Origin of the sequence: Bacillus cereus group sp. MYBK14-1 (genome assembly GCF_051916885.1) — a bacterium.
GTDB lineage: Bacteria > Bacillota > Bacilli > Bacillales > Bacillaceae_G > Bacillus_A > Bacillus_A cereus.
This window is the reverse complement of the sequence record NZ_JBQAHM010000003.1, coordinates 60,281-85,827: the sequence shown is the minus strand read 5'-3', so window position 1 is coordinate 85,827 and position 25,547 is coordinate 60,281. Positions and strand designations below refer to the sequence as shown.

Below are 25,547 nucleotides of genomic sequence, written 5' to 3'. Positions count from 1 at the left end.
AGGAACACAATGGAATACGTAATTGAGATGAATAACATTACGAAAGTATTCCCAGGCATTGTAGCGAATGATGATATTACGCTGCAAGTAAAGCAGGGTGAGATACATGCTTTACTTGGAGAAAATGGTGCAGGGAAATCCACATTGATGAATGTACTATTTGGTTTGTACCAACCAGAGCAGGGCGAAATTAAAATTAAAGGTAAACCTGTAAAAATCACAAATCCGAATATAGCAAATGACCTTGGTATTGGAATGGTCCATCAACACTTTATGCTTGTTCATAATTTTACAGTTACAGAGAATATTATTCTCGGAAATGAACCGAAGAAAAAAGGGAAAATTGCTGTTGAGGAAGCTGCTAAAGAAATTCAAAAACTGTCTGAACAATACGGTTTATCTGTAGATCCATATGCGAAAATACAGGATATTTCAGTTGGTATGCAGCAGCGTGTTGAGATTTTGAAAACTCTTTACCGCGGTGCAGAAATTTTAATATTTGATGAACCAACAGCTGTGTTAACACCGCAAGAAATTCATGAGCTAATTCAAATTATGAAAAAGCTTGTGCAAGAAGGAAAATCTATTGTTCTTATTACACATAAGTTGAAAGAAATTATGGAAGTTTGCGATCGTTGTACGATTATTCGTAAAGGAAAAGGGATTGGAACGGTTGACGTTGCAAATACGGATGAAAATAAACTTGCAGAATTAATGGTCGGACGTCAAGTGAATTTTAAAACAGAAAAAATAGACGCGAAGCCAAAAGAAGAGGTACTTTCAATTGCAAACCTTGTTGTTCACGATGCACGTCAACTACCTGCTGTAAAAGGCCTTGACTTAACTGTTCGTGCGGGGGAAATTGTTGGGATTGCAGGGATTGATGGAAACGGACAAAGTGAATTAATAGAAGCAATTACTGGTTTACGAAAAGTTGAGTCAGGTTCTATTGCAATTAAAGGAAAAGAAATAACAAATTGGCCTGTTAGAAGAATAACAGAAGAAGGAATTGGTCATATTCCAGAAGATCGTCATAAACACGGACTCGTTCTTGATTTTTCTGTTAGAGATAATATAGTTCTGCAAACGTATTATAAAAATCCATTTTCAAAGAAAGGGATTTTAAATTTCAGCAAAATTACAGAAAAAGCAAAGGCTCTTATTGAACAGTTTGATGTGCGTACACCTAGTGAGCAAACGTTAGCACGTGCTCTATCTGGGGGGAATCAACAAAAAGCAATTATTGCACGTGAAGTAGACCGAAATCCAGATTTATTAATTGCGGCACAGCCAACACGTGGTTTAGATGTAGGAGCAATTGAATTTATTCATAAGAGATTAATAGAGCAAAGGGATAAAGGAAAAGGTGTATTACTTTTATCATTAGAGTTAGATGAAATCTTAAATGTTAGCGATCGAATTGCTGTTATTTATGAAGGGGAAATTGTAGCAATAGTTGATGCGAAAGAAACGAATGAACAACAGCTTGGATTGTTAATGGCTGGAGGAACAAAGAAGGAGCAGGTGGGTACAAATGGCTAAAAAGCTTTTAACAGAACGAACGATAAATATTTTAGTCCCAGTACTATCCGTTATTTTCGGCTTACTTGTAGGAGCGATTGTAATGCTAGTTAGTGGCTATGATCCAATTGTTGGTTATAGTGCACTTTGGACAGGAATGTTCGGCAGCGCAAGTGCGATTGGTGAAACGCTTCGTACAATGATACCGCTTATTCTTGCTGGCTTATCGGTGGCGTTTGCATTTCGTACAGGTTTATTTAATATCGGGGTAGAGGGTCAATTGTTAGTTGGTTGGCTTGCAGCGGTTTGGTTCGGTTATGCAGTCTCACTACCAGCTTTCCTTCATATTCCATTATCTATTTTATTTGCAGCATTGGTGGGCGGAATTTGGGGCTTCATTCCGGGATATTTAAAAGGGAAGTTTCAAGTGAATGAAGTTATTGTAACTATTATGATGAACTATATCGCTTTGTATGTAACGTATGACATCATTAAGCGTTTCTTACATGCGGGTAATGACAAAACGTATGATATTAAAGAGAGTGCGTCACTATCTTCAGACTGGCTTGCTTCTATTACTGATGGTTCACGTCTACACTGGGGAATTATTGTAGCAATTTTAATCGCTATTTTAATGTGGTTCTTATTAGATCGAACAACTTTAGGTTACGAATTAAAGTCAGTAGGATTTAATCAGCATGCTTCTCAATATGCAGGTATGAAAGTTTCTCGTAATGTAGTATTCTCCATGACAATTGCTGGTGCATTTGCGGGGATTGGTGGAGCGATGGAAGGATTAGGGACATTCCAGAGTATGACAGCGATGTCTTCGTTTACAGGAGTAGGATTTGATGGGATTGCCGTAGCATTACTTGGAGGGAATAATCCGTTTGGTATAATCCTTTCAGCTTTATTATTTGGTGGTTTGAAAAGTGCTTCCCCTCAAATGAACTTTGAGGCAGATGTACCGTCAGAGCTTATTAATGTAATTATTGCATGTATCATCTTCTTTGTTGCATGTAGTTATGTGTTAAGATGGGCGCTTACACGCATGAGCAAGGAGGGGAAATAAATGAGTTTTTTAGATATATTAGCCATTCTTGTGACGGGTACGTTATATACATCGGCACCTATCATTTTCACAGCACTAGGTGGTGTATTTAGTGAACGATCGGGTGTTGTAAACATCGGATTAGAAGGACTAATGCTATTTGGTGCATTTATTGGAGTCGTTACAAACTTATTAATGGGTGATACTTGGGGAACGATGACTCCGTGGATTGCGTTACTATTTGCGGCAATTGGTAGTGGGTTATTTGCATTACTTCATGCGGTAGCTTCTATTACATTCCGAGCAGATCAAGTTGTAAGTGGTGTAGCCATTAACTTCTTATCTCTTGGTTTAACAGTATTTGCAATTAAGAAGATTTTTGATAAAGGGCAGACTGACTTTATTCAGTATCGTATTGAAAAGATTGATATTCCAGGCCTTTCGGATATTCCGGTTTTAGGGAAAATATTTTTCTCGAACGTACCAATAACGTCATATATTGCCATTATTTTAGCATTCGTTGTTTGGTATGTTATTTATAAAACACCGTTCGGTCTTCGTCTACGTGCTGTTGGTGAACACCCAATGGCAGCGGATACGATGGGGATTAACGTATATAAAATGCGCTATATTGGAGTCTGTATTTCAGGAGTGTTTGCTGGAATTGGTGGAGCGATTTTTGCAATGTCAATTTCTAATAACTTCTCAGGGGCAACTATTACAGGACAAGGTTTCTTAGCTTTAGCTGCTATGATTTTTGGAAAGTGGAATCCACTAGGCGCACTAGGTGCAGCTCTATTCTTTGGTTTTGCGCAATCTCTAAGTGTAACGGGCGGAACAATCCCTGTATTAGATCAAATTCCAAGTGTTTTATTAACGATATTACCATATATATTCACAATATTAGCGCTTGTCGGTTTTGTAGGTCGTTCTGAAGCTCCGAAAGCTTTAGGAACTCCTTATGAAAAAGGAAAACGATAAGTATTTTATAAGTATAAAAAAGCTCGCACATTAGTGTGGGCTTTTTTACATAGAATATATTTAATACGGAATTTTACTATGTTCCTTACATATTAAAGTTTTTAGAAAGAATCATATGTAAGCATAATAAGGGAGAAAAGTTGATTTTTTATTTCTAAAAACTGTATATTGAAGAGGAATATTCCTATATACGTAAAGGAGGGCTATAAATGAAACTAATGGAACAACAACTACATGAGTTAGGTGGTTTGCGCGTACATATTATTCCGACTGATAAATATAAAACGAATACCTTTGTATTTCGTTTTAAAGCGCCTTTAAATGAGGAGACGGTGACAGAGCGTGCCCTATTGCCATACGTATTGCAAAGTGCGACAGAAAAATTACCTTCTGTAATTCGTCTTCGTCAATATTTAGAAGAATTATACGGATCTTCTTTAGCGGTAGATGTAAGTAAAAAAGGGGAAGACCATATTATCTCCATTTATGTAGACATTGCAAATGAAGTTTATTTACATGATGCACCACCGTTATTTGAAAAAGCGCTTTCTATGTTGTCAGATATTGTGTTACATCCAGCAACGGAGGGGAACGGTTTCCTATCTTCTATCGTAGAAAGTGAAAAAAGAGCACTGTTACAGAGAATTGAAGCTACTTATGATGATAAAATGCGTTATGCAAACGAGCGTTTAATTGAAGAAATGTGCAAAGTAGAACCGTATCGTTTAAGTGCAAATGGAAAAAAAGAGAGTGTTATGTCTATTACAAATGAAAGTTTGTATCAATATTATCAAAAGGTGTTAGCGGAAGATGAAATGGATCTATATATTATTGGTGATATTTCAGAAAACGCCGTTGATCTTGTAAGTAAGTATTTTTCTATTTCAACTCGTCCAGTGAGAGAAAGAAATGTACTCCTTCATAGACGAAATAATGAAGAAAAAGAAGTTGTTGAAAAACAAGAATTAAAACAAAGTAAATTACACATCGGTTATCGTACATTTGTCACATATAAAGATGAAGATTATTTTGCATTGCAATTGTTCAATGGATTGTTTGGTGGCTTTTCTCATTCGAAGTTATTCGTAAATGTGCGTGAAAAAAATAGTTTAGCGTACTATGCAGCATCGCGCTTTGAAAGTCATAAAGGTTTATTATTTGTTATGTCAGGAATCGAAGCGAAAAATTATGAAAAAGCAGTTGAGATTATTAAAGAACAAATGCTTGCGATGCAAAACGGAGAGTTTTCTGAAGAAGAAATACATCAAACAAAAAGTGTCATCCAAAATCAAATATTAGAGGCAATTGATACACCACGTGGCTTTGTAGAAATGCTATATCATGGTATTATTTCAGATCGTACACGTCCAGTTGAAGAATGGCTTACAGGTATAGAAAGTGTGACGAAAGAAGAAATTGTAAAAGTTGCTAAAAATATTGAACTAGATACAATTTACTTTTTACAAGGAACGGAGGGAGAGTAAATGGAGAAAATTGTTTATGAGCAATTAAAAGAAACACTCTATTATGAAAAACTTCCTAATGGATTAGATGTATATGTTTTACCGAAACAAGGATTTAATAAAACATTTGCGACGTTTACGACGAAATATGGTTCTGTAGATAATACATTTGTACCATTAGGGAAAGAAGAAATGATTCGTGTGCCTGATGGAATTGCACATTTTCTTGAGCATAAATTATTTGAAAAAGAAGATCACGATGCTTTCCAATTGTTTAGTAAACAAGGAGCATCGGCAAATGCTTTTACATCCTTTACACGAACAGCTTACCTTTTTTCATGTACTTCAAACGTAGAACAAAATTTAAATACATTGCTAAACTTCGTGCAAGAGCCTTATTTCTCTGAAAAAACGGTTGAAAAAGAGAAGGGGATAATTGGGCAAGAAATTCAAATGTATCAAGATAACCCAGATTGGCGTTTGTACTTCGGGTTAATTGATAGCTTGTTTGTAAAACACCCAATTAAAATTGATATTGCAGGGACAATCGAATCTATTAGTAAAATTACGAAAGATTTATTGTATGAATGTTATGAAACATTTTATCATCCGAGCAATATGTTATTATTTGTTGTGGGTGCAATTGATCCAGAGAAAACAATGGATTTAGTACGTGAAAATCAAGCGAAAAAAGATTATAAAAACCAGCCAGAAATTGTGCGTTCATTTGAAGAAGAACCAAATGAGGTAAATGAAAAGAAAAAAATTATTTCAATGCCTGTGCAAACACCGAAATGTTTAGTTGGTATTAAAGCGACTAATTTAAAGGAAAAGGGGCAAGCGCTTTTAAAACAAGAAATTGCGCTTACGTTACTCTTAGATTATTTATTTGGGAAAAGTTCTGTTCATTACGAAACTTTATATAATGAAGGGCTTATTGATGATTCATTCTCGTATGACTATACAGAAGAAAATAACTTCGGTTTTGCAATGGTTGGCGGTGATACGAAACAACCTGATGAATTGGCAAATCGTTTAAAAGATATTTTATTAAAAACAGATTATGATCAATTAGATGCGGCGGCATTAGAACGAGTGAAGAAAAAGAAAATTGGTGGTTTTTTACGCTCGTTGAATTCACCAGAATATATTGCAAATCAATTTACACGATACGCGTTTAATGAATCTAGCCTATTTGACGCATTGACTGTATTAGAAGGACTAACCGTTCAAGACTTACAAGAAGTAGCGAAATTATTGTTATCAGAAGACAAAATGAGTATTTGTCAGGTGTTACCGAAAAAATAAAATTAAAAAGATACCCTCATCTTATCATTGAAAAATTGTAAGATGAGGGTATTATTTAGTTATGTGAAAATTGAACTTGTAGAGATAAGAGAGGGACTTTATGAAAAAGTATGCGTTAGTAACTGGAGGGAGCGGAGGAATTGGCTCTGCTATTTCGAAACAATTAATTCAAGATGGATATACAGTTTATGTTCATTACAATAACAGTGAAGAAAAGGTATTGGAATTGCAGAAGGCATGGGGAGAAGTTATCCCTGTTCAAGCGAATTTAGCTTCTAGTGATGGAGCAGAGCAATTGTGGGGACAAATTGAACATCCTATTGATGTTATTGTATACGCAGCTGGGAAGAGTATTTTTGGACTAGTAACAGATGTAACAAACGATGAATTGGATTATATGGTAGAACTTCAAGTGAAGAACGTATATAAATTACTTTCTATGGCACTTCCGCCTATGATCGGGAGAAGAAGTGGTAATATTGTAATTGTTTCATCTATATGGGGACAAATAGGGGCTTCTTGTGAAGTGCTTTATTCAATGGTAAAAGGGGCACAAAATTCATATGTGAAAGCTTTAGCGAAAGAAGTTTCTTTAAGTGGATTACGTGTGAATGCAGTAGCACCAGGAGCAATTGAAACGGAAATGTTAAGTGTTTTTTCTGAAGAAGATAAAATGGGAATTGCTGAAGATATACCATTAGGTAGAATAGGATTACCAGAAGAAGTAGCGAAAACAGTTTCATTCCTCGTATCACCAGGAGCGTCTTACATAACTGGACAAATTATCGGAGTGAATGGCGGTTGGCACTGCTAAAAAATTCTTACATAAAAAATGAATAGTTGCACAAATTAAGGATGATTTTATTACTCAATAGTGAGGTGCTTAATTATGTCAGTATTAGATAATTTTGATCAGTGGAAGAGCTTTTTAGGAGAACGTTTAGAGCAAGCGCAAGACAAAGGTTTAGATGGCGGTGCGGTATCAGATATGGCGTTTCGTGTTGGCGACTATCTTGCTAATGAGGTAGAAGGACGCAATGACCAAGAGAAATTATTAGCTGAGCTTTGGAAAGTTGCTGATGAACAGGAGCAACATACAATTGCAAATTTAATGGTTAAGTTCGTACAACATAAGTAAAAGTAGAGAGGAGATTCTCCTCTCTACTTTTTTTGTATAATAATTACACAGGGTAGATTATACATTTAGCTTCCCTATTAAGGTGAAATCATATAATATAGTACGTAGGTGTAAAGTAAGCAAGGGGAGTGATCTTGGATGATTGAATGGTATTTTGAATATGAAATACATAAAAACCGACCTGGCTTGCTTGGTGACGTTTCTTCGTTAATCGGTATGCTCGGCATTAATATTGTCACAATTAATGGTGTAGATAATGCACGACGTGGGTTACTTCTTATGTGTGATAATCAAGAGCAAATCTCTAGACTTGAATCAATTTTAAATACGATGGATAACATAACGGTAACGAAATATCGTCCGCCCAAGCTAAGAGATAAGCTAGCGGTTAGACATGGTAGGTACATACAACGAGATGCAGATGATAAGAAAACATTTCGATTTGTGCGTGATGAATTAGGCTTACTTGTAGACTTTATGGCAGAAATTATGAAAAAAGAAGGCCATAAACTAATTGGGATACGCGGAATGCCTCGTGTCGGAAAAACAGAATCCATTGTTGCTGCAAGTGTTTGTGCAAATAAAAGGTGGTTATTTGTATCATCTACTCTTATTAAGCAAACTGTTCGTAGTCAATTAATTGAAGATGAGTATAGCGATGACAATATTTTCATCCTAGATGGAATTGTGTCAACGAAGCGTGCTAACGAAAGACATTGGCAGCTCGTTCGTGAAATTATGAGATTGCCTGCAACGAAAGTTGTGGAACATCCTGATGTATTTGTGAGTCAGTCAGAATACACATTGGATGATTTTGATTATATTATCGAGTTGCGTAACGATTATGATGAAGAAATTCAATATAATTTAGTAGATGAAATTGAGCAAGGTACGCAAAATAATTTCTCTATGTTTGACTTTTAAAGAAATATTGAGGTGTTAGTAGTGACGGAATTGGGACAAAAGCTGAAAGAAGCAAGAGAAGCGAAAGGCTTGTCTATTGATCAGCTACATGAGATTACAAAAATTCAAAAACGCCATTTAGTGGCAATTGAAGAAGGCAATTATGATGTATTGCCAGGAGCTTTTTATGCGCGTGCATTCATTAAACAATACGCAGATGCGGTTGGATTAAATGGAGAGGAACTGCTCGTAGAACATCAGAGTACGATACCACAATCTGAAAAGCGTGAAGTTCCACAAGTATCAACGGGACAAAAAACACAAGAAACAATGCAAAAATCTTCATCATGGCCAATTGCAGATCACATGCCGAAAATCTTAGTTGCGCTGTTAGTAATCGCAGTTGGAGTGGTAATCTGGTTTGTGTTTCAAGCGTTAACTGGAAAAGATGATGAAAAAGTTCCGAGTGCTCAAAGTGAGAAAATTGAAGTTCAAAAAGCGAAAGATTCTCCGTTAGATACGAAGAAAGATGAAGTGAAAGCGGAAGAGCCAAAAAAAGAGGAACCAAAGAAAGAAGAACCAAAGAAAGAGGAGCAACCAGCACAACCAACTGGACAGCAAGAAGTGAAAGTAGTTGGAACAACTGGAAAGGTATCTACTTTGGAAATTCATAATAATAAAACATTAGAACTGGAATTATCGGGTAAAGGTGCGAGTTATGTAGATGTTAAAGATGATGCTGGGAATGTGATTCTAAACGCTACAGTACAAGAGGGCCAAATAGAAAAACGTGATGTATCAACATTAAAAGAAGTGCGACTTAATATTGGAAATGCAACGAATGTTGAAGTTAAACTGAATGGCCAAGTGGTCGCTTATCCATTGGATCCAGAAAAAGAACTTCACCAAAGATTGGTGATAAAAAACCAAGGGATAGAGCAACCTGCACAATAACAGTCATCGCTTCGATGACTTTTTTTCGATGAACAAATGTTTTTGATATGATGGAGGAATAGCTGTGAATTTACCAAATAAAATTACAATATCTAGAATCTTCTTAATTCCAATTTTTATGGTAATTATGTTAGCACCCTTTGATTGGGGTTCATACAAAATTGGTGATGTTGATTTACCGATTCAACATTTAGTGGGGGCACTTATCTTTATCATTGCTTCAGCTACAGATTGGATTGATGGACATTACGCAAGAAAATATAATCTTGTAACGAATTTAGGGAAGTTTCTTGACCCGTTAGCTGATAAATTACTTGTTTCGGCAGCACTTATTACATTGGTAGAGATGCAATATGTACCGGCTTGGATTGTTATTGTAATTATCAGTCGTGAGTTTGCGGTAACTGGTTTACGTCTTGTACTTGCTGGAACAGGGGAAGTAGTTGCAGCAAACCAGCTAGGAAAAATTAAGACATGGACACAAATTATTGCGATTGCAGCATATTTATTACACGATGTACCTTTAAATTTAATCCATATTCCAGTTGCGGATATCTTCATATGGATTGCATTAATCTTTACTGTTATTTCAGGATGGGATTATTTCTGGAAAAATAGAGCTGCTTTTGTAAACTCAAAATAGAAGTTTATGGGGGAATTGGGATGAATGCTGAGATTATTGCGGTTGGAACTGAATTATTACTTGGACAAATTGCAAATACAAATGCCCAGTTTTTATCTGAAAAGTTAGCTTCAATCGGAATTAACGTGTACTATCATACTGTTGTTGGTGATAATAATAAGCGATTGCAAAAGGCGATTGAAGCTGCGGAAGAACGTGCTGATATACTTATTTTTACAGGTGGATTAGGACCGACAAAAGATGATTTAACGAAAGAAACGATAGCTGCTAGTTTAGATGAAGAGCTTGTGTATGATGAAAAGGCATTAGCCTTAATAAGTAATTACTTTAAGCGTACAGGCCGTGAATTTACGGAGAATAATAAAAAGCAAGCGCTCGTTTTAAATGGAGCAACAGTATTTGCAAATGACCACGGTATGGCGCCGGGTATGGGGGTAAATAAGAACGGAAAAGTTTATATTTTATTACCAGGGCCGCCAAAAGAAATGAAACCAATGTATGTAAGTTACGTAGAGCCTTTTTTACGTAATTTTACAACAGGAGAAAACATTTATTCTCGTGTGCTTCGTTTCTTCGGCATTGGGGAGTCCCAATTAGAGGTGAAAGTTCAAGATTTAATTGATGGACAAACAAACCCAACAATTGCCCCGTTAGCAAATGATGGAGAAGTGACATTACGTTTAACCGCTAAGCATCAAAATGTTAGCGAAGCGGAGAAACTAATTCAACATGTGGAAGATTTGATTTTAGAAAGAGTAGGAGAATTTTTCTACGGATATGACCAAGAATTTTTGCATTATAAGGCAATCGAGTTATTGAAGAGAAAAGGGTTAACTTTAGCGTGTGCAGAAAGTTTAACAGGTGGTCTTTTTGGAAATCAAGTAACTGAAAACGCTGGTGTTTCTTCTGTGTTTAAAGGCGGTGTCATTTGTTATCATAATGATGTGAAGCAATATGTTTTACGTGTGCCTGAAGAAGTGTTGCATACTGATGGTGCAGTTAGTAAAGAATGTGCTCGTTATCTTGCTGAAAATGTTAAGGATGTACTAAAAGCGGATATTGGAATTAGTTTCACTGGGGTAGCAGGGCCAGATGCTTCAGAACAGAAAGAACCAGGAACAGTATTTGTTGGGCTTTCGATTAAGGATGAACCAACTGTAGTCTTTCCTCTTAATTTAAGCGGAAGTCGTCAACAAATTAGAGAACGAACAGCAAAATATGGATTTTATCATTTATATAAAAAGCTAGAAGAGATATAAGTTTCTTCTAGTTTTTTTACGGTTAAATTTAGATATTATTTGATAGAAAATAAAAAAATCGAATAAATGTTCGATTTTTGTTGGCAAATTGAATTGAAAATAGGTATAATAAGATTAGCAATTCAGTTAAGGAGGAATTTTGAATGAGTGATCGTCAAGCAGCGTTAGATATGGCGTTAAAACAAATAGAGAAGCAATTCGGTAAAGGTTCAATTATGAAATTAGGAGAACAAGCGGAGCGTAGAGTTTCTACGGTTTCTAGTGGTTCTTTAGCACTTGATGTGGCACTAGGGGTAGGCGGATATCCACGTGGCCGTATTATCGAAATTTACGGACCTGAAAGTTCAGGTAAAACGACAGTTTCATTACATGCAATTGCAGAAGTACAACGTCAAGGTGGACAAGCAGCATTCATCGATGCGGAGCACGCAATGGATCCTGTATATGCACAAAAATTAGGCGTTAACATAGATGAATTACTATTATCACAGCCTGATACAGGGGAGCAAGGATTAGAAATCGCGGAAGCACTTGTACGAAGTGGTGCGGTTGACATTATCGTAATTGACTCTGTAGCAGCTCTTGTACCGAAAGCAGAGATTGAAGGCGACATGGGTGACTCACACGTAGGTTTACAAGCACGTTTAATGTCACAAGCACTTCGTAAGCTTTCAGGAGCAATCAACAAATCAAAAACAATTGCAATCTTTATTAACCAAATTCGTGAAAAAGTTGGGGTTATGTTCGGAAACCCAGAAACAACTCCAGGTGGTCGTGCGTTGAAATTCTATTCAACTGTTCGTCTTGAAGTGCGTCGTGCGGAGCAATTAAAGCAAGGTAACGACATCGTTGGTAATAAAACAAAAGTAAAAGTAGTGAAAAATAAAGTAGCACCACCATTCCGTGTTGCTGAAGTTGATATTATGTACGGAGAAGGTATTTCAAGAGAAGGTGAAATCTTGGATATGGCTTCTGAGCTTGATATCGTTCAAAAGAGCGGTGCTTGGTATTCTTATAATGAAGAACGCCTAGGACAAGGTCGTGAAAATTCGAAGCAGTTCTTAAAAGAAAATACAGATTTAAGAGAAGAAATTGCTTTCTTTATTCGTGAGCATCACGGAATTAGTGAAGATTCTGGTGCTGAGGGCGCAGAAGATTCAACTCTTCTTGATTAAAAAAATAAAAGACACGGCCTCGTGTCTTTTATTTTTTTATCTACTATTAAGGAGCATAATACTATAGATAAAAAATATTTTTTTACTTCAAATGCGTTGTGTAAAGAGGGATATATAAATATTTTAAGTAAAAGAAATGGGAATTACTAAGGTTTTCCAGTATAGTAGGCTCCTTACTTTTAAAATTTAGGTCACATTCAAGGCTGAAGGCAAAGAAAGTAAAAGTAGACAACGCTTGACAATGAAAATTACGATAGATACAATGAGAATGTATATTTTTTCTTATATACAATATACTCTTCTCAAGAAGAGAAGTAATATTCGGAGTAAGGTTTAAATCTTACCGAAATAATAATATGACATTTTAATTGTGAAATGAAGAAAGTCCCTTAAAAAAGCGGGACGACGGTCTTTGCTGTATGTTGTAATTCAATGTACATGCCGACAGTCTTTTTTCATTCATAGCAAGGGGAGGTGAAATCATGACGAGTACAGTTTGGATACTCATCTCCATTTTGCTTGCAACAGTCGGTGCAGTTGTTGGCTTTTTTGTTCGAAAGTCTATTGCTGAAGCGAAGATTAATGGTGCGGCTAATGAAGCGAGACGTATTTTAGACGAAGCGAATCGTGATGCTGAAGCACTTAAGAAAGAAGCGCTTTTAGAAGCAAAGGATGAAATTCATACACTTCGTACAGAAGCTGAATTAGAAATTCGTGACCGTAGAAGCGAATTACAAAAACAAGAAAATCGTTTAATGCAAAAAGAAGAGAACCTTGATCGTAAAGACGAAACGCTCGATAAACGCGAGCAACAGTTAGAGAAGAAAGAGGAATCTCTTGTAGCGAGACAACAACAGATTGAAGAGTTGGAAAGCAAAGTGGGAGAGTTAGTTCAAAAGCAACAAACAGAATTAGAGCGCATTTCCAATCTGACACGCGAACAAGCGAAAGCAATTATTCTTGGTAAAGTAGAAAGTGAAGTTTCTCATGAAATCGCTGTTATGGTAAAAGAGAGTGAAGTTCGCGCGAAAGAAGAAGCGGATAAGAAAGCAAAAGAGATTTTATCTCTTGCAATGCAAAGATGTGCAGCTGATCATGTTGCTGAAACAACCGTTTCGGTTGTAAATCTTCCAAATGACGAAATGAAGGGACGTATTATCGGGCGTGAAGGTCGTAATATTCGTACGTTAGAAACGTTAACGGGTATTGACTTAATTATCGATGATACACCAGAGGCAGTAATCCTTTCTGGATTCGACCCAATTCGTCGTGAAACAGCTCGTATCGCTCTTGATAAACTAGTACAGGACGGACGTATTCACCCAGCGCGTATTGAAGAGATGGTCGAAAAATCAAGACGTGAAGTGGACGAGTATATTCGCGAAGTCGGAGAGCAAACAACTTTTGAAGTGGGTGTTCATGGATTACATCCAGATTTAATTAAAATTTTAGGTCGTTTAAAATACCGTACAAGTTATGGTCAAAACGTCTTAAAACACTCTATGGAAGTTGCATATTTAACTGGACTTATGGCGGCAGAGCTTGGCGAGGATGAAAAACTAGCAAGACGTGCAGGTCTATTACATGATATCGGAAAAGCGATTGACCATGAAGTAGAAGGAAGCCACGTTGAAATTGGTGTTGAACTTGCAACGAAATATAAAGAGCATCCTGTAGTTATAAACAGTATCGCATCTCACCATGGTGACACAGAACCAACTTCTATCATTGCAGTTTTAGTTGCAGCAGCAGATGCTTTATCAGCTGCAAGACCGGGAGCTCGTAGTGAAACACTTGAAAACTATATTCGTCGTCTTGAAAAGTTAGAAGAGATTTCAGAGTCTTATGAAGGCGTTGAAAAGTCATTTGCAATTCAAGCAGGACGTGAAGTTCGTATTTTGGTAAAACCAGATACAATCGATGACTTAGAAGCTCATCGTTTAGCTCGTGATATCCGAAAACGTATTGAAAATGAACTGGATTACCCAGGACATATTAAAGTAACTGTTATTCGTGAAACACGTGCAGTGGAATACGCAAAATAAAGTGGTGAAACACCACTTTATTTTTTTGTGTTGGAATTGGATAAAATAAAGACAGTTAGTTATATAGTATAAAAGTGAAACAAACTTATAATAAACATATTATAAGGAATTTACTTGATGCTATAGCAATAAAAAATGCAGTACATAGAAAGGGTAAGACATATGAGAATATTATTTGTTGGGGATGTAGTAGGATCTCCTGGTAGAGGTATGATTCAACAATACGTACCGGCATTAAAGAAAAAATATACACCTACAGTAACAATCATTAATGGAGAAAACGCAGCAGGTGGCCGTGGGATTACAGAAAAAATATATCGAAACTTTTTAGAATGTGGGGCGCAAGCAGTTACACTTGGAAACCACGCTTGGGATAATCGTGAAGTATTTGAATTCATCGATGATGCAAAATATCTTGCAAGACCAGCTAACTTCCCAGAAGGAACTCCAGGAAAAGGACTTATCTTTGTGAACTGTAATGGAACAGAAGTTGCAGTTATTAACTTACAAGGACGTACTTTCCTTCCTCCGATTGATTGTCCATTCCGTAAAGTGGATGAATTAATTAATATTGCGAAAAAACGTACGAATATTATCTTTGTTGACTTCCATGCGGAAACTACAAGTGAAAAACAAGCGCTAGGTTGGTATGTAGATGGACGTGCTACAGCAGTAGTAGGTACGCATACGCATGTCCCTACAGCAGATAACCGTATTTTACCAAGCGGAACGGCATACATTACAGATGTTGGAATGACAGGGCCGTATGATGGAATATTAGGTATGGATAGAGAAGCAGTATTGAAGAAGTTTTTAACAAACTTACCAGTACGATTTGAAGTAACAAATGGTAGAACGCAATTAAGTGCAGTGTTAATTGATGTGGATCCAAATACAGGAAAAGCAAAGAAAATTGAACGTATTTTAATTAATGACGATCAACCATTTTTTGAGTAAATTCCCGTTAAATTTTAGATAAGTTATTATATTTTAATTTTTTAGAAAAATTACGAAAATTTAGCAGGAATACGTGCCATTCCTCGTGAATATAAGTTAAAGTGAAATAATTGCTAATACTTTTTAAAGAAACGAGGAGGAAACGCGGAATGGAAATATTAAAAGTTAAAGCAACGTCGGTCCCTAATTCTGTAGCTGGTGCACTTGCAGGTGTTATTCGCGAACGCGGAACAGCAGAAATTCAAGCTATTGGTGCAGGTGCATTGAACCAAGCGGTAAAGGCAGTAGCAATCGCAAGAGGATTTGTAGCGCCTAGTGGTTTGGACCTGATTTGTATCCCAGCGTTTACAGATATTATGATTGATGGCGAAGAGCGTACAGCAATAAAATTAATTGTAGAACCTCGTTAAGTTTTAAACAACCTGTTTGCAGTATGCAAACAGGTTGTTTTTATAATGGAGGAATGAAAATGAAAATTTTTGATGCTCATTGTGACGTGCTTCTTCAGTTATGGAGTGCACAAGGGAAAAGGAATTTTAACGATGATTCACAATTACATATTACATTTGAACAGTTAAAGAGAAGAAAAGGAAGTATACAATGTTTTGCTATATATGTACCAGAAACAGTGGCATATGAAAACCGATTTGAAGCAGCATTACAAATGGTAGATATTTTTTATAATGAAATTTTATCCCTACCAGGTGTAAAGTTTATTCAGACAAAAGATGATATTAACATGTTAAAACAGGACGAGGTTGGAGCGATATTAACACTAGAAGGATGCGAAGCAATTGGAAAAGAAGCAATGAAATTACGGTTGTTGTATCGCCTAGGAGTACGTTCTTTTGGACTAACATGGAATTATGCCAATCTCTTAGCTGATGGTGCGCTAGAGACACGTGGGGCGGGTTTAACGAATTTTGGTAAACAGGTTGTACAAGAACTGAATGCGCTACATGTATGGACTGATGTGTCTCATCTGAATGAAAGAAGTTTTTGGGATGTTATAGAGATTGCAAAAAATCCTATTGCTTCCCACTCAAATTGTATGAAACTTTGCGAGCACCCACGTAATTTAAACGATGAACAACTTAAAGCTCTTATAAAGAAAAATGGCATGATCGGTGTCACTTTTGTACCGCAGTTTCTAACGAATGAAAATGAAGCAAATATAACAGATATAGTAAGACATATCGAATATATTTGTTCATTAGGTGGAGAGTACAATATAGGATTTGGTTCAGATTTTGATGGGATTTTAGAAACAGTTGTAAATGTATCAGTTTATCGAGATTATGAAAATGTAATGAATGAGCTTTGTAAACACTATGCTGCATCTACTGTAGAACGATTTTTATATGATAATTTTGTAGAACATATGAGTTTTTAAGTTTTGGTTTAAAATTCAGAAAAATTAAAATTAATTCATTTGATTTTATTGCTTTTTTTAAGACCTAATACTAGAATGAAAAACAAAATAGCTTTATACTAAAGATTCAGGGAAATCAGAAGAGGCATAATTTGCGTCCGTTGTAGTTTATTTGCATAAAAAATGCTAAACTATTACTGTAAAAAAATACACTACAATGAATGCAGCCAAAAGGGGTGTAGGAGATGATTAGTCAACTTTCATGGAAAGTTGGAGGCCAACAAGGTGAAGGAATTGAAAGTACAGGAGAAATCTTCTGTATTGCATTAAACCGATTAGGATATTACCTATACGGTTACCGCCACTTCTCATCACGTATAAAAGGCGGCCATACAAATAATAAAATTCGTGTAAGTACAACAGAAGTACGAGCGATCTCAGATGATTTAGATATTTTAATTGCTTTTGACCAAGAAACAATTGATTTTAATTTCCACGAACTACGTCCAGGTGGAATTGTAGTTGCGGATGCGAAATTTAATCCAACAATACCTGACAATACAGATGTAAATCTATATGTGATACCGTTTACAGATATTGCTTCAGAATTAGGCACATCATTAATGAAAAACATGGTTGCTGTTGGAGCGTCAAGTGCAGTATTAGGATTAGATGAAACAGCTTATTTAGATGTTGTTGAAGAAATCTTTGGTCGTAAAGGAGAGCAAGTCGTTCAAAAGAATATGGACGCAATTAAACGTGGCTCTCAATATATGAAAGAATTACTAGGTGAGAAAGTAAACATGATGCAGCTTGAAAAAGCTGATGGTAAAAAACGCATGTTTATGATTGGGAACGATGCAATCGCATTTGGTGCGGTAGCTGGTGGTGCTCGTTTTATGTCAGCATACCCAATCACACCTGCATCAGAAATTATGGAATACTTAATTAAAAAATTACCGAAAGTCGGCGGAACAGTAATCCAAACTGAGGATGAAATCGCAGCTTGTACAATGGCAATCGGTGCAAACTATGCTGGTGTTCGTACATTAACGGCATCTGCTGGTCCAGGTCTTTCATTAATGATGGAAGCAATCGGTTTAGCAGGTATTACAGAAACTCCATTAGTAATTGTTGATACACAACGTGGCGGCCCAAGTACAGGATTACCAACTAAGCAAGAACAGTCTGACTTAATGGCGATGATTTACGGTACGCATGGTGAAATTCCAAAAATCGTAATGGCGCCAAGTACAGTTGAAGAAGCTTTCTATGACATTGTAGAAGCATTTAACTTATCTGAAGAATATCAAGTTCCTGTTATTTTCTTAACAGATTTACAGCTTTCTTTAGGAAAACAAACAGTAGAACCACTTAAATTAGATAAAGTGGAAATTCGTCGTGGTAAGCTTGATTTAGAAGTAGAATTACCAGAACGTGAAAATAAAGCATACTTCAAGCGTTATGAAGTAACAGAAGACGGCGTTTCACCACGTGTTTTACCTGGTATGAAAAATGGTGTTCACCATGTTACAGGTGTAGAACATGATGAAACTGGAAAACCATCGGAATCAGCAATAAACCGTAAAGATCAAATGGACAAACGTTTCCGTAAAATGGAGAACTTGAAGTTTAATACCCCTGTTTATAAAAATGTTAAGCATGAAGAAGCAGACGTATTGCTTGTTGGATTTAACTCAACTCGTGGTGCGATCGAAGAGGCAATGACGCGTTTAGAACAAGAGGGTATGAAAGTAAACCATGCTCATGTGCGTTTAATTCACCCGTTCCCAACAGCTGAAATCGATCCACTTGTGAAAAAGGCGAAGCGTGTTGTAGTAGTAGAAAACAATGCAACAGGTCAGCTTGCTAACATTATGAAAATGAATCTTGGTAATGGTGAGAAAATTTCTAGTCTTTTAAAATATGATGGAAACCCATTCTTGCCGAAAGAGATTTACAACGAATGCAAAAAAGGGGTTGTATTAAATGGCAACATTTAAGGACTTTCGTAACAGTGTAAAGCCAAACTGGTGCCCAGGTTGCGGAGACTTCTCAGTGCAAGCTGCAATTCAACGTGCGGCAGCTAACGTTGGCCTAAATCCAGATGAACTTGCTGTTATTTCTGGTATCGGCTGTTCAGGCCGTATTTCAGGTTATATTAATTCATATGGTGTGCATAGTATTCATGGTCGTGCCCTTCCAATTGCGCAAGGTGTGAAAATGGCAAATCGTGATTTAACAGTTATCGCTTCAGGTGGTGACGGTGATGGATTTGCGATTGGTATGGGTCATACAATCCATTCTATTCGTCGTAATATCGACATTACGTACATCGTAATGGATAACCAAATTTACGGATTAACAAAAGGGCAAACTTCACCACGTAGTGAAGCTGGATTTAAAACGAAAAGCACACCACAAGGTTCAATTGAACCATCACTAAATGTAATGGAAATGGCCTTAACAGCTGGTGCGACATTTGTGGCGCAAAGCTTTTCGAGTGATTTAAAAGAATTAACACAAATTATTGAAGCTGGTATTAACCATAAAGGATTTTCATTAATTAACGTATTTAGCCCATGTGTTACTTACAATAAAGTAAATACTTACGATTGGTTTAAAGAGAATTTAACGAAACTAAGCACAGTAGAGGGATATGATCCATCTAATCGCATGATGGCTATGCAAACTTTAATGGAAAATAACGGTTTAGTAACAGGGTTAATTTATCAAAATACTAAGCAACCATCATATCAAGAACTTGTTAAAGGCTATAGTGAAGAGCCTTTAGTGAAATCTGATTTAAATATGGATCAGAAAATGTTTGATGAGCTTGTTGCTGAATTTATGTAATGTAAGAAGAGGAGGTTGCCGATTTGGTAACCTTTTTTTATGTACAAAAATATAGGGTAGTCTTATTTACTTAGAAAATTCAGAATGATAAAATAATATATAAATCGTTGTATGAAAATGGCAAGTTCATTGCTTATGAAATGTAAGATAATAAAGGGCCTCTTTATTGTTAAAATTGGCGAAATACATCATACTATGGTAATGTTTATAGGGATAAAGCAATATGCTTTTTGGTAGGACAACAAGAAATGATAAAAAGGGAATGTCTATTTGCGTGGGGAAGACTTCATTCTTATGAATGATTAGATTGATTACTCAAGTTTCAAAGGACAAGTTATCTCTCAAGCTATCTAACCATTTTTGAGGTGAGTCTAGGCGCATTAAAATGGACTATAGAGTATGTATAGTTAAGGGTGAAAGGAGATTACCAATGAACGAGCAACAACGATTAGCAAGTCAACAAGCAAATTCCTCTACGAAAAAAGAAGAGAAAGATTATAGTAAATACTTTGAAAGTGTATATCAACCACCTTCCTTAAAGGATGCGAAAAAGCGCGGGAAAGAAGAAGTTAAAATTGAACGGGATTTTGGCTTACCTGAAGAGTTTCGCAATTTTGGTACAGGAAGAAAGTTCTATATTCGTACATATGGTTGTCAAATGAATGAGCATGATACGGAAGTAATGGCAGGCATTTTCACCGCACTTGGATATGAACCAACTTTTTCAACTGAGGATGCAGATGTAGTTTTATTAAACACTTGTGCAATTCGTGAAAATGCTGAAAATAAGGTGTTTGGTGAGCTAGGCCATTTAAAGTCACTCAAACGAAGAAATCCAGACCTTTTAATTGGTGTATGTGGTTGTATGTCTCAAGAGGAATCTGTTGTAAATAAAATTATGCAAAAAAATCAGCATGTAGATATGGTATTTGGAACGCATAATATTCATAGATTACCGTACATTCTAAAAGATGCGATGTTCTCGAAAGAGACGGTAGTTGAAGTATGGTCAAAAGAAGGTGACGTAATTGAAAACCTTCCGAAAGTACGTCGTGGTGATATTAAAGCTTGGGTAAATATTATGTATGGCTGTGATAAATTCTGTACGTATTGTATTGTACCGTATACACGCGGAAAAGAGCGAAGTAGACGTCCAGAAGATATTATCCAAGAGATTCGTCATTTAGCTGCAAATGGTTATAAAGAAATTACTTTACTTGGTCAAAACGTAAATGCATATGGTAAAGACTTTGAAGATATAGAATACGGTCTTGGCGATTTAATGGACGAACTTCGTAAAGTTGATATTGCCCGTATTCGTTTTACAACGAGCCATCCACGTGATTTCGATGATCACTTAATTGAAGTGCTTGGCAAAGGTGGCAACCTAGTAGAACATATCCATTTACCAGTTCAATCTGGAAGTACGGATATGCTGAAAATTATGGCACGTAAATATTCGCGTGAGCATTATTTAGAACTTGTAAGAAAAATTAAAGAAGCAATTCCAGATGCAGTATTAACAACAGATATTATCGTTGGTTTTCCAAATGAAACAGATGAGCAATTTGAAGAAACGATGTCGTTATATCGTGAAGTAGGGTTTGATACTGCCTTTACATTCATTTACTCTCCTCGCGAAGGTACACCAGCTGCAAAAATGAAAGATAATGTACCGATGGAAGTAAAGAAAGAACGTCTTCAACGCTTAAATACACTAGTAAATACGTTGGCAATTGAAAAGAATAGTCGTTACAAAGGTCAAATTGTAGAAGTGTTAGTTGATGGGGAAAGTAAAAATAATCCGGAAGTACTTGCAGGTTATACTCGTACGAATAAACTTGTAAACTTCGTCGCTTCAAAATCTTTAATTGGTCAGCTTGTGAAAGTAAAAATAACGGAAGCAAAAACTTGGTCTCTTAACGGGGAATTAGTTGAAGAGCCGATTGAGGTGAAATAATAGATGAAAGTATATTCGAAAGATGACATTGTTGAACAAGCGAAAGAATTAGCAAAAATGATTTCTGAAACAGAAGAAGTTGATTTTTTTAAGAAAGCAGAGGCGCAAATTCATAAAAATGAAAATGTAAAGCGCGCAATCGATGAAATTAAAGCACTGCAAAAACAAGCAGTAAACTTGCAACATTACGGGAAATGGGAAGCTTTAAAAAAGGTAGAAGCTGAAATTGATGCATTGCAAGATAAGTTAGACAGTATTCCAGTCGTACAACAATTTAAATCTTCACAAACATACGTAAATGACTTATTACAGTTAGTTGCTAGTACAATTTCTAACAACGTAACAGATGAAATATTAATTTCAACTGGTGGCGATGTACTAAAGGGTGAAACTGGCGCAGCAGTAGAAAGTAAAAAAGGAAATTGTGGTTGTTAAAGAGATGTCATATTGACATCTCTTTTTTTGTGGATTAAACGTAAGGTCTTCTCAAAAAAAAGAATGACACATTCCGCTATTGTCACGCATATGATTAAGTGAATAGTGATTGAGGAGGGTTACGAATGTCCGAATTTAGAGAGATTATTACAAAAGCAGTGGTTGGAAAAGGACGTAAGTATACAAAGTCAACGCATACATGTGAATCGAATAATGAGCCAACAAGTATTTTAGGGTGCTGGGTAATTAACCACTCGTACGAAGCAAGAAAGAATGGAAAACATGTGGAAATTGAAGGTTTCTATGATGTGAACACTTGGTATTCATTTGATGGAAATACAAAGACTGAAGTTGTAACAGAACGTGTGAACTACACGGACGAAGTAAGTATTGGTTATCGTGATAAAAACTTTTCTGGTGACGATTTAGAAATTATTGCTCGTGTTATTCAGCCGCCAAATTGTTTAGAAGCACTTGTATCACCAAATGGTAATAAAATTGTTGTAACTGTAGAACGTGAATTTGTAACAGAAGTAGTTGGAGAAACGAAAATTTGTGTAAGTGTAAATCCTGAAGGTTGCGTAGAATCAGATGATGATTTCCAAATTGCTGATGATGAATTTGAAGAATTAGATCCGAACTTTATCGTTGATGCAGAAGAAGAGTAATAGAAAGCTAGGGAGAAGTTCTTCCTAGCTTTTTACTTTACATAAGTGGCGCTGAATGAACATGATTCTTTATGAAATATGTTATAATGAAGAAAGACTCCTGAAATAGGAGATAAGAGTGTCCGTGAAATGCGACATATATGAAAATAGATTATCATGTAAGAATTATGGAGGAAAAGTATGACTCAATATACGCCTATGATACAGCAATATTTAAAGGTTAAGGCAGATTATCAAGATGCCTTTTTATTTTTTCGCTTAGGCGATTTTTATGAAATGTTCTTTGAGGATGCTGTTAAAGCAGCCCATGAACTTGAAATTACATTAACGAGCCGAGATGGTGGTAGTAGTGAACGTATACCAATGTGCGGTGTACCATATCATGCGGCTAAAAACTATATTGAACAACTTGTTGAAAAAGGATATAAAGTAGCTGTTTGTGAGCAAGTAGAAGATCCGAAAACAGCTAAAGGTGTAGTACGTCGTGAAGTAGTACAATTAATTACGCCAGGAACGATGATGGAAGGGCGTACAATTGATGAGAAAGAAAACAACTTCTTAGCCGCATTAACACATTTTGAAGATGGATCATATGCATTAGCTTGTAACGACTTAACGACTGGACAAAATACAGTAACGTTACTGACTGGTTCAGTAGAAGATATTTTATTAGAAGTGTATGCAACTGGTTCGAAAGAAATTGTTGTTGATTCTTCATTTTCTAAAGATGAACTAAACAAGTTAACTGAAACATTGAAAATGACGATTTCGTATGAAGATGCAACGGCAATTCCGGAAGGATTAGAACATCTTGTGAAAAATGTTTCACAAGCAAAATTAATTAAAGCAGTTGGACGTTTATTTAACTATGTAATAAGAACGCAAAAACGTTCTTTAGATCATTTGCAACCAGTAGAAATTTATTATACGAATCAATTTATGAAAATTGATGTACATTCAAAGCGAAACTTAGAACTGACAGAAACACTTCGGACGAAAGAAAAAACAGGATCACTATTATGGTTATTGGACAAGACGAAAACAGCTATGGGTGGTCGTATGTTAAAACAGTGGATGGAACGTCCACTTATACAGAAAGAAAGAATTGAAGAGCGTTTAGAAATGGTTGAAACGTTTGTAAATGATTACTTCTTACGTGAAGATTTAAAAGAAAAGTTAAAAGAAGTATATGATTTAGAACGCTTAGCAGGAAAAGTTGCATTTGGTAACGTAAATGCAAGAGACTTATTACAATTAAGACGTTCATTACTTCAAGTGCCAGCTATTTTAGAAGCAATTAGTTTGTTAGATAACGCTTATGCATCGAGATTAATTCAAGGTGCAGATCCATGTGAAAGCTTAACAGAATTACTAGGAAGAAGTATTCAAGAAAACCCACCGCTTTCAATTAAAGATGGAGATATTATTAAAGATGGTTATAATGACAAGCTTGATCAATATCGTTACGTGAGTAAAAACGGGAAAACGTGGATTGCTGAGCTTGAAAAAAGAGAACGTGATATTACTGGAATTAAATCGTTAAAAATCGGATACAACCGTATTTTCGGTTACTACATTGAAGTAACGAAAGCGAATCTTGCAGCACTTCCAGAAGGTCGCTATGAACGTAAACAGACGCTTGCTAATGCTGAACGTTTCATTACAGATGAACTGAAAGAAAAAGAAACGTTAATTTTAGAAGCAGAAGAAAAAATTGTACAACTAGAATACGATTTATTTACAGCGCTTCGTGAAGAAGTAAAAGTATTTATTCCGAAATTACAACATTTAGCAAAAGTAATTAGTGAATTAGACGTACTGCAAAGTTTTGCGACAGTTAGTGAAGAAGAACAGTTTGTAAAACCTGTACTAACAACGAAGCGTGAAATCTTTATTAAAGATGGTCGTCATCCTGTCGTTGAAAAAGTATTGAACGGGAAATTGTATGTACCGAATGATTGTATTATGCCAGAGAAGATGGATGTCTTTTTAATTACAGGACCGAACATGTCTGGTAAAAGTACGTATATGAGACAATTAGCACTTGTAACTGTTATGTCGCAAATCGGTTGTTTCGTACCAGCAACAGAAGCAGTATTACCTGTATTTGATCAAATCTTTACGAGAATTGGTGCAGCGGATGATTTAATATCAGGTCAAAGTACATTTATGGTCGAAATGTTAGAAGCGAAAAATGCAATTGCAAACGCATCAGAAAGAAGTTTAATTTTATTCGATGAAATTGGACGAGGTACATCTACCTATGATGGTATGGCACTTGCACAAGCAATCATTGAACATATTCATGACCAAATTGGTGCAAAAACGTTATTCTCTACGCATTATCATGAATTGACTGTGTTAGAAGAGAGTTTAGATCAACTGAAAAATGTACACGTTTCAGCAATTGAAGAGAATGGAAAAGTAGTATTCCTTCATAAAATTCAAGACGGGGCAGCTGATAAAAGTTACGGAATTCACGTTGCGCAACTTGCAGAGCTTCCAGATAGCTTAATCGCCCGCGCGAAAGAAGTGTTAGCACAGCTAGAAGGACAGGAAGAAATTATTATTCCAAAACGAGTAGAAGTGAAAGTACAAGAAGCTGCTCCAGAACCTGTAGTTGTAAAAGAGGAAATAGCAGAAATACAGGAAACGAAAGTAGAGACTGAAGAAGAATCGCAACTATCTTTCTTTGGAGGAGAACAGTCTTCGAAGAAACAAGACAAACCTCTGCTAGATCAAAAAGAAACAGCAGTATTGGCGCAAATTAAAAAAATCGATTTACTTGATATGACACCTTTAGAAGCGATGAACGAATTGTATCGCTTACAGAAAAAGTTAAAGAAAGGATGAGTAAG

General features: G+C 36.1%; 22 protein-coding genes. All 22 read left to right on the top strand.

Annotation, left to right across the window (positions count from 1 at the left end):
- Positions 1-9: 9 nt before the first annotated feature.
- The 22 genes from ACTFR3_RS10035 to mutS all read left to right on the top strand — a co-directional run bounded on the left by ACTFR3_RS10035 (position 10) and on the right by mutS (position 25,542).
- A complete protein-coding gene (locus tag ACTFR3_RS10035) occupies positions 10-1,542 on the top strand; it encodes an ABC transporter ATP-binding protein (RefSeq protein WP_000456914.1) in 1,533 nt (510 codons plus the stop codon).
- Positions 1,535-2,593: an ABC transporter permease gene (locus tag ACTFR3_RS10030; RefSeq protein ID WP_001085254.1), complete on the top strand. Its 1,059-nt coding sequence runs from the start codon at positions 1,535-1,537 to the stop codon at positions 2,591-2,593. Before ACTFR3_RS10035 ends, ACTFR3_RS10030 begins: the two co-directional genes overlap by 8 nt.
- Positions 2,594-3,553: an ABC transporter permease gene (locus ACTFR3_RS10025; protein ID WP_000008856.1), complete on the top strand. Its 960-nt coding sequence runs from the start codon at positions 2,594-2,596 to the stop codon at positions 3,551-3,553.
- A 209-nt stretch (positions 3,554-3,762) separates the two neighbouring features.
- Entirely contained in the window at positions 3,763-5,037 is a 1,275-nt protein-coding gene (gene yfmF / locus ACTFR3_RS10020; RefSeq protein WP_000772418.1) for an EF-P 5-aminopentanol modification-associated protein YfmF, read from the top strand.
- Positions 5,038-6,324 carry an EF-P 5-aminopentanol modification-associated protein YfmH gene (yfmH, locus tag ACTFR3_RS10015; RefSeq protein ID WP_000411976.1) on the top strand — a complete coding sequence of 429 codons (1,287 nt, stop codon included), beginning with the start codon at positions 5,038-5,040 and terminating at the stop codon, positions 6,322-6,324. It begins immediately after the preceding gene.
- A gap of 100 nt (positions 6,325-6,424) precedes the next feature.
- Positions 6,425-7,138: an elongation factor P 5-aminopentanone reductase gene (gene ymfI / locus ACTFR3_RS10010; protein ID WP_000759604.1), complete on the top strand. Its 714-nt coding sequence runs from the start codon at positions 6,425-6,427 to the stop codon at positions 7,136-7,138.
- Positions 7,139-7,213: 75 nt separating this feature from the next.
- Complete coding sequence (locus ACTFR3_RS10005) at positions 7,214-7,462, top strand: DUF3243 domain-containing protein (protein WP_000114450.1); 249 nt, start codon at positions 7,214-7,216, stop codon at positions 7,460-7,462.
- Between the two features lie 138 nt (positions 7,463-7,600).
- Positions 7,601-8,386 (top strand): DUF3388 domain-containing protein, encoded by a 786-nt coding sequence (locus ACTFR3_RS10000; RefSeq protein ID WP_000574107.1) that lies wholly within the window; start codon positions 7,601-7,603, stop codon positions 8,384-8,386.
- Between the two features lie 21 nt (positions 8,387-8,407).
- On the top strand, positions 8,408-9,319 hold the full coding sequence (locus ACTFR3_RS09995) for a helix-turn-helix domain-containing protein (RefSeq protein ID WP_000137461.1): 912 nt from the start codon (positions 8,408-8,410) through the stop codon (positions 9,317-9,319).
- A 64-nt stretch (positions 9,320-9,383) separates the two neighbouring features.
- The gene (gene pgsA / locus ACTFR3_RS09990) at positions 9,384-9,962 is read left to right on the top strand and encodes a CDP-diacylglycerol--glycerol-3-phosphate 3-phosphatidyltransferase (RefSeq protein WP_001052967.1); all 579 of its coding nucleotides are present in this window, start codon (positions 9,384-9,386) and stop codon (positions 9,960-9,962) included.
- Between the two features lie 20 nt (positions 9,963-9,982).
- Positions 9,983-11,221, top strand: coding sequence for a competence/damage-inducible protein CinA (gene cinA, locus ACTFR3_RS09985; RefSeq protein ID WP_000990690.1), 1,239 nt, complete (start codon positions 9,983-9,985; stop codon positions 11,219-11,221).
- Between the two features lie 143 nt (positions 11,222-11,364).
- Complete coding sequence (gene recA / locus ACTFR3_RS09980) at positions 11,365-12,396, top strand: recombinase RecA (RefSeq protein WP_001283860.1); 1,032 nt, start codon at positions 11,365-11,367, stop codon at positions 12,394-12,396.
- A 482-nt stretch (positions 12,397-12,878) separates the two neighbouring features.
- Positions 12,879-14,441 carry a ribonuclease Y gene (gene rny / locus ACTFR3_RS09975; protein WP_000204911.1) on the top strand — a complete coding sequence of 521 codons (1,563 nt, stop codon included), beginning with the start codon at positions 12,879-12,881 and terminating at the stop codon, positions 14,439-14,441.
- Positions 14,442-14,603: 162 nt separating this feature from the next.
- Positions 14,604-15,398, top strand: a complete 795-nt coding sequence (locus ACTFR3_RS09970) for a TIGR00282 family metallophosphoesterase (RefSeq protein ID WP_001221095.1) — start codon at positions 14,604-14,606, stop codon at positions 15,396-15,398.
- Between the two features lie 149 nt (positions 15,399-15,547).
- Positions 15,548-15,808: a stage V sporulation protein SpoVS gene (spoVS, locus tag ACTFR3_RS09965; RefSeq protein ID WP_000404341.1), complete on the top strand. Its 261-nt coding sequence runs from the start codon at positions 15,548-15,550 to the stop codon at positions 15,806-15,808.
- A gap of 59 nt (positions 15,809-15,867) precedes the next feature.
- The gene (locus ACTFR3_RS09960; protein WP_000688045.1) at positions 15,868-16,791 is read left to right on the top strand and encodes a dipeptidase; all 924 of its coding nucleotides are present in this window, start codon (positions 15,868-15,870) and stop codon (positions 16,789-16,791) included.
- 224 nt (positions 16,792-17,015) lie between these two features.
- The gene (locus tag ACTFR3_RS09955; RefSeq protein ID WP_000625418.1) at positions 17,016-18,773 is read left to right on the top strand and encodes a 2-oxoacid:acceptor oxidoreductase subunit alpha; all 1,758 of its coding nucleotides are present in this window, start codon (positions 17,016-17,018) and stop codon (positions 18,771-18,773) included.
- Positions 18,760-19,626, top strand: a complete 867-nt coding sequence (locus tag ACTFR3_RS09950; protein WP_000190155.1) for a 2-oxoacid:ferredoxin oxidoreductase subunit beta — start codon at positions 18,760-18,762, stop codon at positions 19,624-19,626. The genes ACTFR3_RS09955 and ACTFR3_RS09950 overlap by 14 nt, the downstream gene beginning before the upstream one ends.
- A gap of 430 nt (positions 19,627-20,056) precedes the next feature.
- Positions 20,057-21,586: a tRNA (N6-isopentenyl adenosine(37)-C2)-methylthiotransferase MiaB gene (gene miaB / locus ACTFR3_RS09945; RefSeq protein WP_001005386.1), complete on the top strand. Its 1,530-nt coding sequence runs from the start codon at positions 20,057-20,059 to the stop codon at positions 21,584-21,586.
- A gap of 3 nt (positions 21,587-21,589) precedes the next feature.
- Positions 21,590-22,021 carry a RicAFT regulatory complex protein RicA family protein gene (locus tag ACTFR3_RS09940; RefSeq protein ID WP_000870461.1) on the top strand — a complete coding sequence of 144 codons (432 nt, stop codon included), beginning with the start codon at positions 21,590-21,592 and terminating at the stop codon, positions 22,019-22,021.
- 125 nt (positions 22,022-22,146) lie between these two features.
- The gene (gene cotE / locus ACTFR3_RS09935; RefSeq protein WP_001288799.1) at positions 22,147-22,689 is read left to right on the top strand and encodes an outer spore coat protein CotE; all 543 of its coding nucleotides are present in this window, start codon (positions 22,147-22,149) and stop codon (positions 22,687-22,689) included.
- Between the two features lie 180 nt (positions 22,690-22,869).
- Positions 22,870-25,542 carry a DNA mismatch repair protein MutS gene (mutS, locus tag ACTFR3_RS09930; protein ID WP_000196021.1) on the top strand — a complete coding sequence of 891 codons (2,673 nt, stop codon included), beginning with the start codon at positions 22,870-22,872 and terminating at the stop codon, positions 25,540-25,542.
- Positions 25,543-25,547 lie beyond the last annotated feature (5 nt).